We start from the raw sequence: 14,220 nt of genomic DNA, 5'->3' as shown, positions 1-14,220 counted from the left end.
GAATCGCGTCCGTCACGGTCCCGATCAGGCGCCGCCGCCATCGCCGCCATCGGGCGCCAAGGCGCGGCGAACGCCCCAGTCCCGCAAAATCTCGCGCATGTCGTCAGCGACGAAATAACGGGCGCTGTCCACATCATAATGGTCGGCCAGCAACTCGTCATAATCCGTCATCCGATGCCGGATGTAGGCCACGAGCGATAGCCACGCGGCTTCTTCGGGCGTGGCCCGCTTGAGAGCGGGGCTGCCGCAGGCATGGTCGACCACCACCGCAAATTCATGCGCCGGAATAGCTGGCGCCAAGCGCCGCAAGGCTGTTTCGATGGAGGTCTGTCGCGTCATCACGGCAGGCGATGAACCGAGCCGGCCCGCAAGGCAAGCCGAAATTGCCGCTCGATCCGCCCGGACCGTCGTCAACTTGCAATGAAGCCCGCAGATGGAGTGGGATGGGATCGGATCTTGCAAGTCCGACGCGACTCCGCTCCGCTCCGACCGACGAGAATGACCCGCATGTACGAATTCGACATGATCGTGATCGGGAGTGGCCCCTCGGGGCGGCGGGCCGCCGTGCAAACCGCCAAACTCGGCAAATCCGTGCTGGTCATCGAGAAGGGGCGCCGGGTCGGCGGCGTGTCGGTCCATACCGGCACCATCCCGTCCAAGACGCTGCGCGAGACGGTGCTGAATCTGTCGGGCTGGCGGGAGCGCGGCTTTTATGGCCGGTCCTATCGGGTCAAACACGACATCGACGCGACCGACCTCATGGCGCGCCTTCACAAGACGCTCGATCACGAGGTCGAGGTCCTCGAGCATCAATTCAGCCGCAATGGCGTCAAGACCGTCCGGGGTGCGGCGCGGTTCGTCGATCCGAATAGCGTCGAAGTGACGACCGACGCGGGTGAGAAAAGCGTGCATTTCGCCCAACACATCCTCATCGCCTGCGGCACGCGACCGTTTCGTCCCGATTATGTCCCGTTCAACGGCGTGAGCGTGTTCGACAGCGACGAGATCATCGAGATGAAGCGCTTGCCGCGCAGCCTCACGGTCATTGGGGCCGGCGTCATCGGGGTCGAATATGCGACGATCATGAGCGCCCTCGATGTCGCCGTGACGCTGATCGAGCCACGCCCGACCTTTCTCGACTTCATCGACAAGGAATTGATCGAGGAGTTCGTGCATGATCTGCGCGACCGCAACGTGGCGCTCCGGCTCGGCTCGGCCGTGACCACGATCGAACTCCGGGACGACACGACGATCGCGACCAAGCTGAGCGACGGCCGCACCGTGATCAGCGACATGCTGCTCTTCGCGGCCGGGCGCGTGGGCGCGACCGACACGCTCAACCTCGAAGCCGCCGGGCTAGCGACGGACCATCGCGGCCGCATCGCGGTGGAGCCACGGACGCTGCAGACCATCGTGCCGCATATCTATGCGGCCGGGGACGTCATCGGTTTCCCGAGCCTCGCCTCGACCTCGATGGAGCAAGGGCGCCTTGCTGCCTGCCACGCCTTCGGGCTCGAGCCCCCGCCCCCGCCCGAGTTCTTCCCCTACGGGATCTATTCGGTGCCTGAAATTTCAACTGTCGGCCTCAACGAGGAGGAGATCCGCAAGCGCGGCATCCCTTACGAATGCGGCATCGCCCGGTTTCGCGAAACCTCGCGTGGTCACATCATGGGGCTTGAAACCGGCATGATGAAAATGATCTTCTCGCTCAAGACCCGGCGTCTCCTCGGCGTTCATATTGTTGGCGAGGGCGCGACCGAGTTGATCCATATCGGCCAGGCGGTCCTCAACCTGAAAGGCACGATCGACTATTTCATCGAGAATTCATTCAACTACCCGACGCTTGCCGAAGCCTATAAAATCGCGGGTCTCGATGCGTGGAACCGGATGACGCGCTCCTGAACGCACCCTGTGGAGGGCGCGGCCTCAGTGCGCCTCGGTCGGTGCGGCGGTGCCCGGTTCAGACCCGTCGCCCACTAGCACCTCGGGCACGGTCGGCGCGACCGTCCGCGCCGAGGCCGGTGCGTCTGGGGCCGGCGCGGCACCGGGCGATCCGGGTCGGTAAGCGGCCTGCACGGCACGCGGCTGCGTCAGCACGGCGGGATTGAGCAGATCGTCGAGGGCCTCGCGTGTCAGCAGTCCACGCTCCAGCACCACATCGGCCACAAGGCGACCTGTCTGATAGGCTTCCTGGGCCACGGAACTCGCATTGGCGTAGCCGATATAGGGGTTGAGCGCCGTCACCAGCCCGATCGATCGTTCGACGCTTTGGCGCAGATGGTCCTTGTTGGCCGTGATGCCGCTGACACAGCGATGCTGCAGAATCAGGCAACCGTTGCGAAGATGCGTCAGGCTCTTGAAGAGGCTGTGGGCGATCACCGGCTCGAAAGCATTGAGCTGCAATTGCCCGGAGGCAGCCGCGAACGTGATGGTCGTGTCATTGCCGATCACCTCGAAGGCAACCTGGTTCACGGCTTCAGGGATCACGGGATTGATCTTGCCCGGCATGATGCTCGATCCGGCCTGTACGGGTGGCAAATTGATCTCGCCAAGGCCGGCGCGTGGGCCGCTCGCCAGCAGACGGAGATCGTTGCAGATCTTCGACAGCTTGACGGCGACGCGCTTCAACACGCCGGAGAGTTGCACGAAGACGCCCGCATCCTGCGTCGCCTCGATGAGATTTCCTGCCGTCACGACCGGAATGCCGGTCAGGTCCCGCAACCGTTGGCAGACGACGGCCGAATAGGCCGGATGCGTGTTGATGCCGGTACCGATCGCGGTCGCGCCAAGATTGATCTCGCACACCAAAGCCGCCGCCTCGCGGAGCCGCTCCTCGTCCTCAGCCACCATGACCGCATAGGTGCGGAATTCCTGCCCCAGCGTCATCGGAACGGCATCCTGCAGCTGCGTCCGCCCCATCTTCAGCACGTCGGCGAATTCGGTCGCCTTGGCGTCGAAGGCTGCACGAAGCAGCGCCATGGCGTCGATCAGCCGGAACACCCCGGCGTGAACCGCCAATTTGATTGCGGTCGGATAGACGTCGTTGGTGCTTTGGCTGAGGTTGACCTGTTCGTTCGGATCGAGCGTGGCGTAATCGCCCGGCCGATGCCCTATCAGCACCAGGGCACGATTGGCGATCACCTCGTTGGCATTCATGTTGGTCGACGTGCCGGCGCCGCCCTGCAGCACATCGACGACGAAATGTTGGTGCCATTGCCCGGCGCGGATCTCGGCGCAGGCGGCTTGGATCGCCGTGGCTCGCTCGGGATCGAGGAGCCCGAGTTCGGCATTCGCAGCGGCGGCCGCCTGTTTGATGCTGGCCAGCGCCGCGATAAAATCAGGGTAGATGCTGATCGGGAGACCCGTGATGGGGAAGTTCTCGAGCGCCCGGAGCGTGTGGATGCCATAAAGCGCGTCCATAGCGACCTCCCGGTCGCCCAAAAGATCATGTTCGAGCCGAACCGCATCCGTCATGGTGGTTCCATCCGGTTATCGATGTCTGCGGGCCGCTCGAGGCGGACCGGTCGGGGAGGATACGGGCAAATGACACGGCACGGAAAGGCCGTCGCGCGTGACACCCTGGCTTGAGCGTGGCAGCATCATGCGGCGCTGGTCGCCCGGCAACCGAAACGCTCGAAGTGGGCAAGCCAAGCCGATGATCGAGACCCCATGAACGATACCCCATGAACGATACCCGATGACCGAGACCATGCAGCCGGCGGCTCCAAATGCTCCGGACGCCGTCAAGCAACCGCGACGGCCGAAGCTCATCGAGGTCCTTGGTCCCGGCCTCATCACCGGCGCCTCCGACGACGACCCGAGCGGCATCGCGACCTATTCGCAGGTCGGCGCGCAATTTGGCTATCAGATCGGCTGGACGATGCTGTTCAGCTATCCCTTGATGTGCGCCATTCAGGAGATCAGCGCGCGCATCGGCCGGGTGACGGGGCGCGGCATCGCGGGTGTCCTGCGGATCCACTATCCCGCCCCGGTGCTGTATGGTCTCGTGGCACTTCTGGTCGTCGCCAACACGATCAACATCGGAGCCGACCTCGGCGCGATGGCGGCCGCCCTCCAACTGCTGATCGGCGGCCCGGCTCTCGTCTACGTGCTGCTCTTCGGCGTCGTGTCGGTCCTCTTGGAGGTATTCGTCCGCTATTCGCGCTATGTGTCGGTCCTCAAATGGCTGACGGTGTCGCTCTTCGCCTATGTGGGTGTCGCCTTCGTGGTGCATGTGCCGTGGCTGACCGTGGCGCATGCGCTGGTGCTCCCCGAGATCAAATATGACGCGACATATCTGACCGGTATCGTTGCGGTCCTTGGCACCACGATCAGCCCCTATCTGTTCTTCTGGCAAGCCGAGGAGGAGGTCGAGGACGTCAAGGAACGGACGGGAGCTCGCCCACTGGAACGCGCGCCCGAACAGGCCGAGGCGGAGTTCCGCCGGATCCGGACCGACACCTATGTCGGCATGGCGCTCTCGAACATCGTCGCCTTGTTCATCATCATCACAACGGCCGCGACGCTGAATCAGAGCGGCGTCACCGACATCCAGACCTCCGCTCAAGCGGCCGAAGCGCTAAGGCCGATCGCCGGTCCTTTTGTTTTCGTGATTTTCGCGGCCGGCATCATCGGCACCGGGATGTTGGCTCTCCCGGTCTTGGCGGGTTCCGCGGCCTATGCGCTCGGCGAGACCCTCGGCTGGCATGTGGGGCTCGCCCGCAAGCCGGGACGAGCGCGTGGGTTCTATGGTGTCATCGCGGCGGCGACGCTGGTGGGCGCGGCTCTCAACTTCACACCCATTGATCCCATCAAGGCGCTGTTCTGGAGCGCTGTCATCAACGGCATCGTGGCCGTGCCGATCATGATCATGATGATGTTGCTGGCCAGCCGCGCCGACATCATGGGGCGCTTCGCCCTACCGCCGCTCCTGAAAGGTGTCGGTTGGCTCGCGACGCTGGTGATGGGCCTCGCGGCGGTCGGCATGTTGGCCACGATGGGCTGACGCTGCCCGACGTTCGACCTCGTTCCTCTCCGGCCTCATTCAGAAGCATCGATCAAACGCATACAGTCCGGCGTCACCTTCACCCGCTTGTTCAACATGCAGGCTTTCAGACGATCGGGATCGTTTGTCACGTCCGGACACAGTATTGCGACATCCGCGGCACAAGCCTCCCGCATGCGCTGCTGCATAGTGCGGGCTTCAACCGGCGTTGAGGCAAGCAGAAGGCCGACGACAAGCGCGAGCGCAAGCCTAGACCAAACTTTATCGATCGCCATCATTGAACCTCCCCTTCTACAAACACCAACGGTAGGCTGCCGCACGGACCCGGTCGAGAGCCGCAAGCCGCCTCTGCCGCATCCCAAAAGGGGACACTGCATGCAAAACCCGTCGCAACCGACCATCGCCCGCATCGAGGACCGGACTCGCGAGTCGTGGGACGATCCCGTTCGCGGCAGTGTCTCGTGGTTTACCCTGTTCAGCAGCGATATCACGCCGACCGACAGCATGAGCGCTGGCATCGCCGAGATCCTACCGGGAGGCGGCAGTCTACAGTGCCACCGCCATACCGAGCCGGAGATTTATTTTATCATCGAGGGGACCGGAATACTGACGATCGAGGGGTGCGAGACGACCGTCAGTGCAGGGGCTGCAGTTTTTATTCCGGGCAATGCAGAACATGGCCTTCGGAATGAATCGGGCCACGACATTCGCCTCTTCTACATTTTTCCAACAGGTTGTTTCGCCGACATTTCCTATCACTTCACCCCTCGGATGACGTAACGGCAGTATCGCATCGAGCGCGATGGTTGGTACGGCGCGTACCGATGGATTGTCGAGCAGATTACAAATACGGTTGATCGCAGCGCACTCTCTTGTCGACTGTCAGATCGGACCATTTCCGAGGTCGCCATTAAATTTTTTAAGTCGACGGAACCAATCGAAGCCTGCAACATTTGGGCTTGTGAATTTTAAAAATTCGACGTCTTTATTGGCCATTGCAGCAAAGCATCCCGAATATTTAATTATTAATTTATTTGATTATTGAGTCAGTGGTGCTGTGATGGGGACTGTCTCAGCACTCGAAACCTGAATTGGTCGGGGTATCGAATAACGATCGGGGGTTCAGGTATTCTCCACTGTCGTGCAAGTGAGGGGAATGAGGCTATTGACCGAAACATCATCATGCGCCGCGGCTGACGACCTCTGGACGAACCCGTCCAGTGACCGCGCTCGCATTCTCAAGGTCGCTCGACAACTCGTCGCTGCCAACGGGACGATTACAGAAACACGCGAGGAAATCGCGGCGCTTGCGGGCGTGACGGCCGCCGCCGTCAGCTTTGAGTTTAAAGATCGGGGCACCCTGCTGGCCGTCGAGCGTCAGACCCGCGATATGACAACGGCCACGCGCCCCTATCCACAGCGCCGACGGAAACCGTGACGGTCTAGCGATTGACCGATCTCTTGAGGTGTCCAGACCCGTTATGGCAGTGCAGTCTGAATCGACTGGTCTGCAGCGTGACGAAGGCTGGCGCTGTTGAGGTTGTACCCGAAGCGATCGCTAGCCCACCGTTCGGCATGAGCGACGAGGAGCGGCTGCATGGCCCCTCGTCGAGATTGCCCGCGGTACTTGCTTAGCGCGCCGCAGCGGCGGTCTGAGGAACGAGATCCCAACCACCCCTCAATGGGGATCGAAGGCCTGACCGTTCGTCAAAACCGTCATGCGGGAGCCGCTTCGAGACGGAAACACGGACGATCTATCTCTCGATCGCCTGTTTGCCGCGTCGTCGCCCGCCAGGTCGGAACGCTGCCGTCGCTGGTCGTGAAGCCAAAAGAGAGCGACGCCTGCAAACGGGCCAAGCCACATGGCGAGGCAGATGATGAGGTCGCTCAAACTTGCATGCATGTGATGTCTCCCAAGGCAGGCTACCCGGAGAGGCTAGCGTCGCTGCGTGTCGGTTCGACCCTCTCTTTGTAAAGAAGCCTTGCGGGTTGAAGACCATTTGGCGACTGCACGGTAAGTGAGCCGTTCGGCTCTTGCCTTCAAAGCGTCGCGCCCGCTTCATGAAACTTCACTTTGCTCCGGCCTCGTAGAAACCTAGCCGCCCTTATATGCTGTTCAGCTTCATTCAGGGACTGACGAGCACCATGGCCGAGCGGCTTCTGATCATCGACGACGATCTTCGCTTGGCCGCCATGGTGGCGGATTATCTGGCACAAGCCGGCTATCTCGTAGAGGGGCGCGCCACGGGTCTCGATGGGATCGAGGCCATCGCGGACTCGGTTTACGATGCGGTGATCCTCGACGTCATGCTGCCCGACATCGACGGCTTCGAGGCGCTGCGCCGCATCCGCATGTCGTCGCAGGTGCCTGTCCTGATGCTTACCGCGAAGGGAGAGGAGACGGATCGTATTATCGGCCTCGAAATCGGCGCCGACGATTATCTGCCGAAGCCGTTCAATCCTCGTGAGCTCCAGGCGCGGCTCGGTGCCATTCTTCGCCGACAAAGAAAGCCGGAAGAGCCCGACACCCATGTGCGGTTCGGTCGCCTTCTGATCGACCAGGGTTCCCGGACGGTTCGCATCGACGGCACTCTGAAGTCACTGACGAGCTATCAATTCGATCTCTTATCAACCTTAGCGGCCCACGCTGGCCGGGTGCTCAACCGCGAACGCCTCCTCGATCTCGTGAAAGGCGAGGAACTGGATGCGTTCGATCGCTCGATCGACGTCCATATCTCGCGAATCCGATCGGCCATCGAGGATGATCCGAAACATCCGCGTCGCATCATCACGGTGCGCGGCAGCGGCTATGTCTTCGCCAAGAAGCAGGACGTGGCACCATGACCGGCATCAACCAGCGCCTGTTCTGGAAACTCTACCTGACGCTGCTGACCAGCTTGACCATCGTGGCAGTGCTGATGGGCGGCTTGTGGTGGTGGCTCGGGCCCCTCTCCCAGGAGCGGTGGGGCGCCTTCCGGATCCATATCGTCGATCAACTCGTGACCAAGCAGGACTATCCAGCCGGCGCGCTCGCCGACACCATCCGGCGGCTCGGCGATGAAATCGGGTCCGATATTTCACTCTATGATGTCGACGGGACGCTGTTGGCGTCCCGTGGCACGCCCATCACCGCGCCCCAAACCAGCAAAGACGCAGGCTGGCGCCCGAATCTCTTCACGCGGATCGATCTACCGGACGGCCGCGCCGTTCTGGTTCGCCTGCAGCATTTCGCCAAAAGCCGGATTTGGGGCATCGTGCTGGCCATTCTCGTGGTTGCAGGAGGGGTCGGGCTGGGTGCCTTTCCGCTGACGGCGCGCCTGACACGGCGGCTCGAGAATCTCCGGGCCGGTATGGAGCGTTGGGGCCAGGGCGATGTCTGGGTGCGGGTCGACGATCGGGGATGCGACGAGGTCGCGTCGGTCGCCCGGACCTTCAACACGACCGCGACCCGGCTCAACACGCTGCTGCTGTCGCAAAAGGCGTTGTTGGCCAATGCGAGCCACGAGTTGCGCTCGCCACTCACGCGACTTCGCATGGCGGTCGATCTCTGGGTCGGCAACCCGGAGCAAATTCGTCGCGACGAAATCATCCGAAACCTCGCCGAATTGGATCAGTTGGTCGAAGAGATCCTGCTGTGCAGTCGCCTCGATCATTCCGGCGCGACGATTGGGGCCATGGATCGGATCGATCTTCTCGGCCTCGCGGCCGAAGAGGCCGCACGGGTCGGCGCGACCCTCGACGGCGAGCCAGTCGACATCATCGGCAATGAGACGCTGCTCCGACGTCTGGTTCGGAACCTGTTGGAGAATGGGCTGGAACACGGACGTCCGCCGGTCAGCATCGTCATCTCGCGCCACGGCGACACCGAGGCCCGGATCGTCGTCGATGATCGGGGCAACGGCGTTCCGCCGGAAGAGCGGGAGCGCATTTTCGAGCCGTTCTATCGTCCCGGTGGACGCAGCGAAGCGGGTGGCGGCTGGGGCCTTGGCTTGTCGCTCGTGCGCCAGATCGCGGAACATCATGCGGGTTCAGTGATCTGCGACAGTCATGAGGGGCTCGGAAGCCGTTTCATCGTGACGCTCGCGGCCGAAAGCCAAGCCCAGCCGGATAAGGCCCAGCCTGATACGCCGGCAACCCTGGCTTCGATCAACACCGACACCGTTCGACGCGCCGCGCGAACGTCGCCGGACATCGAAGCCCTGAAGCCGATCGGATCATGATGCCTGCGGAGGATCGTCACCTGCGCGCAATCAAGCGTGGCGTTCGAAGCGGCACCGTTCTGCGGGTTGCGCTCGCGAGCGTCATTCTGGTCGCTGCTGCCGTCTTCGGAATTCGCGAGATTCGCGCCGCGGGAAGCGCGGGCTTGCGAATTGCGGCCGCAACTCATTCTGCGGCTGAACCCGCAGGCGGAGTCGCGGGGCTCGACCCAGGCGCTTTGGCGGGTGATTGGAAGAGCGCGAGCGATCCAACGCTTCTCATCGTGACCCGTCGCGGCGACGTCTGGTCCGACCGGGGCGGACTGCAGGGAGCCGCGATGCCGGTCCACGCGGGCGTGAACTTTGCTTTCGGCAATGGCGCATTCTCCTGTGCTTACGCCATTGAACTGAGAGGTTCCGACGAGGCGGATTGGCACCTCATCGATCGGACCGGCGCCCCGACCTGTCCGTCCGGCGTGTTCCGTCGTCTGAACCCGCTCGCGTCCGCATACCATCCCGTCGCGCATGGAAAGACGACCGCCTCGTCGCCCTGATCGGTGGGACCCGGCGAGGCGCGCTTCCGAAGAGCCGCAGGTGGCCTCAGTCTCGACTCTGCACCGCGACGCAGCCACCCGTTGCGTCAGAGGTAACCCGCATGACCATAGGGCATGCGGCCGCCCGACCTTGTATCGAGACGCTTGAGGTGGTGCGGACGGACGTCGCTCACGCCATCGGGCGGCGCGTCGTTGAGGGTCATGGAACGGCCGATCGAGGTGAGCTTTGGAAGCGGACGTCGTCTTCTTGTCATTGGCGCGGGATTGTGCCCGGACCTTGCCGATCTTCTTCGACTTTACGGCGTCGCTGAGGGACAGTGGCATGCGGTGCGCCGCCATTATCGGCGAAAACGGCTCTCGGGACGCGACGAAAGATCTTCTCAGGACCGCTCAAGCCGGAGGGCATGTCGTGGCGGTTTCGACCGATTTCATGGCGCAGATCCCGGATCGCCTTCAGCGGATGGCGGTCGGTCGACAACATCTGAAGGAACAGCTCGAGAAATCGAGTTGGACGCCGCGCTTTGTTTGCATCGTCGATCTCGATAATGCGTTCGAGCAGCCGCCGACCCCCGCCTCGTTCAGCAACGCCATCGCAAAGCTGGAGCATCGAGGCGTCTTCGCCGTGTCGGCGACGTCACGGCCGCTCTATTACGATCTTCTTGCCTTCGAGGATGGCTCGATCTCGTTCGAGTTTCTGCTGGATGAGATCGAATCGCATCAGACGAACCTCTTTGCCTATTATCGCTTCTTTAGAGACCATATCGACGAGCAGCGCCGCCTGCTGACATCGCCCACCGACCGCCAATGTACCTCGGCCTTCAACGGATTGTGCCTCTATCCAAACGAGGCCTATGCGCTCGGGTCCTACATCGATGCGGCGTCGCGACGGTGCGAGCATCTGACCTTCAATCGGCGGGTCGCCGCAGCGACGGGCCTGCAGATGCTGATCGATCGGGAGCTCGTCCTCAAGACACCGAGCGACCATAATGAGGAAGCCTTCGTCCCCTTCGTGATCCGGCGCCTCCGCAAGCGACTGCGCCTTTAGGACGATCGGCACTTGGCGCTTGCGTCAGTCTCTCAAACCCGACTATCCCGGTTCCAAGCCAACGGTTTAGGCGGCACGAGGAGGATGACATCATGAAAGCGCTGCGCTGCGACGAGCCCGGGCGGCTCTCCCTCATCGATCGCGACGAGCCGCATCGAGACCCCGACGATGTCTTGATCCGCATCAGGCGGGTCGGCGTCTGCGGCACCGATTACCATATCTTCCATGGCAACCAGCCTTACCTCGCCTATCCGCGCGTCATAGGCCACGAACTCGGCGGCGAGGTCGTTGCGGCGCCCACCGGCAGCGGATTGTCGCCAGGACAGATCGTCAGTGTCGAGCCCTATCTCTACTGCGGCGAGTGTCGCGCCTGCCGAAACGGCACGACGAATTGTTGTCGCAACCTCCAAGTGCTCGGGGTGCACCGAGACGGCGGCGCCTGCGGCTTCATCGCAGTCCCGGCCCGCAACGTCATCCCGGCCGACGGACTGAGCCTCGATGAAGCCGCGATGGTGGAATTTCTCGCGATCGGCGCGCATGGGGTGAGGCGATCGGGCCTCGGCCCGCATAGCCGGGTCATCGTCGTCGGCGCGGGGCCGATCGGCATCTCGGCCGCCATTTTTGCGAAGGCGCGAGGCGCGGAGGTCACAGTGCTCGACGTCAACGATCGCAGGCTCGCCTTCTGTCAGGATAAGCTCGGCGTCGATCAGGTCTTTCAGGGATCAGCCGACATCAAGGACCGGCTCGACGCGGTCACCGACGGCGACTTTTTCGATGTGGTGATCGACGCGACAGGCAGCCCGGCCGCCATGCAGCAGGGTTTTGGCTATGTGGGGCATGGCGGCACCTATGTGCTGCTCTCGATCGTCCGATCCGCCATCACCTTCGACGATCCGGAGTTCCACAAACGGGAAACCTCGCTGCTGGGCAGCCGCAATGCGACGCGGATCGATTTTGAGACGGTGCTGACGGCCATGCGCGACGGCCATGTGCCGACAGACGCGCTTGTGACGCATCGGGCCCCGCTGGACGAGGCACCCGGGCAGATCCCACTGTGGTCACGGCCGGAGACGGGCGTCATCAAGGCTCTGATCGACATCTGAAGCGCACCATCACGGCAGCCGTTCAGATCGGAGGGGTGAACGGCGGGGCTCACATCGGCCGACGATCCGTGTTCTGGTCGGTTGCGGCAGGTGGAGATGGCTGGCACAGGCCTCACCGGAAGCGGCACGGATCAGAGCGGGCAAGACCGCCGCCTTAGGTATGACGGCGCCGATAGGAGGCTGGTGTGACGCCGACCTGGCGAAGGAAGGCGCGACGAAGCGTGTCGGCATCGGCGAAACCGCATTGATCCGCCGCCAGCTTGGGGGGCGCGCCTGATTGGAGCAGACGCTTAGCAGCTTCGATCCGGACTGTCTCCACAAAGGCGGCCGGCGTGGTGCCGACCTCGGACCGGAAGAGTCTCGCGAAATGACGCAGGCTCAGGCCAGCGCGCCGCGCCAGCTCAGTGTTACCGTGGTTGCCGGCAGGATCAGCGATTACCGCGCGCTGGACGGACTGCAACGCCGACCGTCCCGCCGGGCTGCCAAGGCCGCGCCGGCTGTATTGCAATTGGCCGCCGCCGCGTCGAAAGAACATGACGAGTTGGGAGGCGACCCGACGGGCGATGTCGGCTCCGAGATCCTCTTCAACGAGCGCAAGGGCTAAATCCAACCCGGCCGTGACCCCCGCTGCCGTCCGCAAACGGCCGTCCCTGATATGGATCGCGTCAATCTCCAGGATCACCTTTGGAAAACGCTTGGCGAGGCTGTCGGCCACCGCCCAGTGGGTGGTGGCTCGTCGCCCGTCGAGGAGACCGGCATCGGCGAGCAGGAAGGCGCCCGTGCAGACCGACCCGTAGCGTCTCGCCGCGGCGGTCGCCTGGCGAAGCCATTGCATCAACTTGTCGTCACGCGCGCGACGCGCCAGATTCAAGCCGCCGGCGACCAGGAGAGTATCGAACGTGCCCGCGCTCTCGTCGCCATAGACGACATCCGGAAGGAGGCGGACGCCCGATGAACAAGTGATCGGGCCCGGCGCCGTCGCGATCACAGACAGGAGGTAGGCGGCGCCTCCGCTCTGAACGTTGGCTTCGGCGAACACATCCAAGGGTCCCGAGACGTCGAGGAGTTGGGTGCCTTCGATCGCGAGGATGCCTATTGTCCGGGCCACATCGCCTCCGCGTCCGACATCGCCATCCTTTGGCAGGAATCGCCCGTACATGGCGAAATAAGACATAGCCGAATGGCTCTAGATTGTCGCCATCAACAAGAGGAGCCCCGACCGTGATCACGACCGATGCCGCCATTCCCGACAGCGCTCTCGCGCGCAAGATCACGGAATTTGTCCGTGATCGCGAGACCGAGTTGCTCTTCAACCATTCGAGCCGCGTGTATCATTTCGGCGCGCTCTCCGGCGTTCATCGCGGGCTGACGTTCGACCGCGAACTGCTCTATGCGGGAGCGATGTTCCACGACCTCGGCCTGATGCCCGCACATGCGAGCGCCAACGAGCGATTCGAGGTCGATGGCGCTCACGCCGCCCGTGACTTTCTTCGCGAACATGGAATCTCGGAAGAGGATGCCTCTACGGTCTGGACCGCAATCGCGCTGCACACCACGCCGGGCGTCCCGGTCCATATGCACCCGGTGGTCGCCCTTGTGACGGCGGGCGTCGAGATGGACGTGCTGGGCCTGACCTACAAGGAGTATTCCGAGGCGGAGCGCTCGAGCGTGGTCACGGCTTTTCCTCGCCCCTCGGACTTCAAGGAGGAGATCATCCAAGCCTTCTACGAAGGCATCAAGCACAAGCCCGACACAACATTCGGAAACGTCAAGGCCGACGTGATCGCCGACAAGGACCCGCATTTCCATCGCGGCAACTTCTGCTCCGTGATCAGAGGGTCGGCTTGGCGGTAGGTAAGCTTGGCGGTCGGTCAAGCGACACCGATGACTGACGGGGGAAGGCGGCGCTCCCGCGCGGCCTTCGTGTTGAGCGCGGCCGGCATTGATTGGGTGCAGGCATGAGCGCGGCCCGTCGCCTCCCACACCGCATCGATCTGGAATGCGCAATCACCGACGCCGAAGGCGACATGCTGCTGCTTACCTTGGCGATCGACGACATCGACGAAAGCGTGTGCTGCGTTCGACCAGTGGATGCTGATGGCCTTCTGCATCCAGTGCTCCTGGAGAAGCAATTGACCGCCCTCTCGCACGCTCACGCTCGCCTCACTGAAAGTGTGCGGAATTTATCGGCAACGCGGCGGATCTGCGCGGCGACAGTTTAGAAGCGGAACGCCTCTTGGCCCAAGCTCGAACAACCCTCGACACCCTCAACGGAGGCGACAGTGTCTGACCGAACCATCGAACGAGACCGGCTCAA

Annotated in this window: 14 protein-coding genes; 9 read left to right on the top strand and 5 right to left on the bottom strand. The window is 62.8% G+C overall.

Annotation, left to right across the window (positions count from 1 at the left end; genetic code table 11):
• Positions 1 to 24: 24 nt before the first annotated feature.
• Positions 25 to 339, bottom strand: coding sequence for a DUF2293 domain-containing protein (locus EY713_RS10505; protein ID WP_131114736.1), 315 nt, complete (start codon positions 337 to 339; stop codon positions 25 to 27).
• A gap of 168 nt (positions 340 to 507) precedes the next feature.
• On the opposite strand from EY713_RS10505, the gene sthA reads away from it, so the two are divergent.
• Positions 508 to 1,902: a Si-specific NAD(P)(+) transhydrogenase gene (gene sthA, locus EY713_RS10500; RefSeq protein ID WP_131119546.1), complete on the top strand. Its 1,395-nt coding sequence runs from the start codon at positions 508 to 510 to the stop codon at positions 1,900 to 1,902.
• Between the two features lie 24 nt (positions 1,903 to 1,926).
• On the opposite strand, the gene aspA is transcribed toward sthA, so the two are convergent.
• Complete coding sequence (gene aspA, locus EY713_RS10495; protein ID WP_131114735.1) at positions 1,927 to 3,474, bottom strand: aspartate ammonia-lyase; 1,548 nt, start codon at positions 3,472 to 3,474, stop codon at positions 1,927 to 1,929.
• A gap of 223 nt (positions 3,475 to 3,697) precedes the next feature.
• Here aspA and EY713_RS10490 point away from each other — a divergent pair, with 223 nt between their 5' ends.
• Positions 3,698 to 5,005 (top strand): NRAMP family divalent metal transporter, encoded by a 1,308-nt coding sequence (locus tag EY713_RS10490; RefSeq protein ID WP_245572967.1) that lies wholly within the window; start codon positions 3,698 to 3,700, stop codon positions 5,003 to 5,005.
• Between the two features lie 35 nt (positions 5,006 to 5,040).
• Here EY713_RS10490 and EY713_RS10485 read toward each other — a convergent pair whose 3' ends face one another.
• Positions 5,041 to 5,283, bottom strand: a complete 243-nt coding sequence (locus tag EY713_RS10485) for a hypothetical protein (RefSeq protein WP_131114734.1) — start codon at positions 5,281 to 5,283, stop codon at positions 5,041 to 5,043.
• A 97-nt stretch (positions 5,284 to 5,380) separates the two neighbouring features.
• On the opposite strand from EY713_RS10485, the gene EY713_RS10480 reads away from it, so the two are divergent.
• The 6 genes from EY713_RS10480 (at position 5,381) to EY713_RS10455 (ending at position 11,903) form a co-directional block, all read left to right on the top strand.
• A complete protein-coding gene (locus tag EY713_RS10480) occupies positions 5,381 to 5,785 on the top strand; it encodes a cupin domain-containing protein (protein WP_131114733.1) in 405 nt (134 codons plus the stop codon).
• 1,365 nt (positions 5,786 to 7,150) lie between these two features.
• Positions 7,151 to 7,849 (top strand): response regulator, encoded by a 699-nt coding sequence (locus EY713_RS10475; RefSeq protein ID WP_131114732.1) that lies wholly within the window; start codon positions 7,151 to 7,153, stop codon positions 7,847 to 7,849.
• Positions 7,846 to 9,225: a sensor histidine kinase gene (locus EY713_RS10470; protein WP_131114731.1), complete on the top strand. Its 1,380-nt coding sequence runs from the start codon at positions 7,846 to 7,848 to the stop codon at positions 9,223 to 9,225. Before EY713_RS10475 ends, EY713_RS10470 begins: the two co-directional genes overlap by 4 nt.
• Entirely contained in the window at positions 9,222 to 9,755 is a 534-nt protein-coding gene (locus tag EY713_RS10465; protein WP_131114730.1) for a hypothetical protein, read from the top strand. Before EY713_RS10470 ends, EY713_RS10465 begins: the two co-directional genes overlap by 4 nt.
• Before the next feature lie 226 nt (positions 9,756 to 9,981).
• Complete coding sequence (locus tag EY713_RS10460; RefSeq protein WP_131114729.1) at positions 9,982 to 10,800, top strand: glycosyltransferase family 2 protein; 819 nt, start codon at positions 9,982 to 9,984, stop codon at positions 10,798 to 10,800.
• A gap of 92 nt (positions 10,801 to 10,892) precedes the next feature.
• Complete coding sequence (locus EY713_RS10455) at positions 10,893 to 11,903, top strand: zinc-binding alcohol dehydrogenase family protein (RefSeq protein ID WP_131114728.1); 1,011 nt, start codon at positions 10,893 to 10,895, stop codon at positions 11,901 to 11,903.
• Between the two features lie 154 nt (positions 11,904 to 12,057).
• Here the strand turns inward: EY713_RS10455 and EY713_RS10450 are convergent, their stop codons facing one another.
• Entirely contained in the window at positions 12,058 to 13,062 is a 1,005-nt protein-coding gene (locus EY713_RS10450) for a GlxA family transcriptional regulator (RefSeq protein WP_131119542.1), read from the bottom strand.
• 62 nt (positions 13,063 to 13,124) lie between these two features.
• Between EY713_RS10450 and EY713_RS10445 the strand changes: the two genes are divergently transcribed.
• Entirely contained in the window at positions 13,125 to 13,757 is a 633-nt protein-coding gene (locus tag EY713_RS10445) for an HD domain-containing protein (RefSeq protein WP_131114727.1), read from the top strand.
• 17 nt (positions 13,758 to 13,774) lie between these two features.
• Here the strand turns inward: EY713_RS10445 and EY713_RS10440 are convergent, their stop codons facing one another.
• The gene (locus tag EY713_RS10440) at positions 13,775 to 14,059 is read right to left on the bottom strand and encodes a hypothetical protein (RefSeq protein WP_131114726.1); all 285 of its coding nucleotides are present in this window, start codon (positions 14,057 to 14,059) and stop codon (positions 13,775 to 13,777) included.
• Positions 14,060 to 14,220 lie beyond the last annotated feature (161 nt).

The organism is Lichenihabitans psoromatis, assembly GCF_004323635.1.
Classification (GTDB): domain Bacteria; phylum Pseudomonadota; class Alphaproteobacteria; order Rhizobiales; family Beijerinckiaceae; genus Lichenihabitans; species Lichenihabitans psoromatis.
Note: the sequence above shows the minus strand (reverse complement) of the source record. Positions and strands in the feature narration are given on the sequence as shown.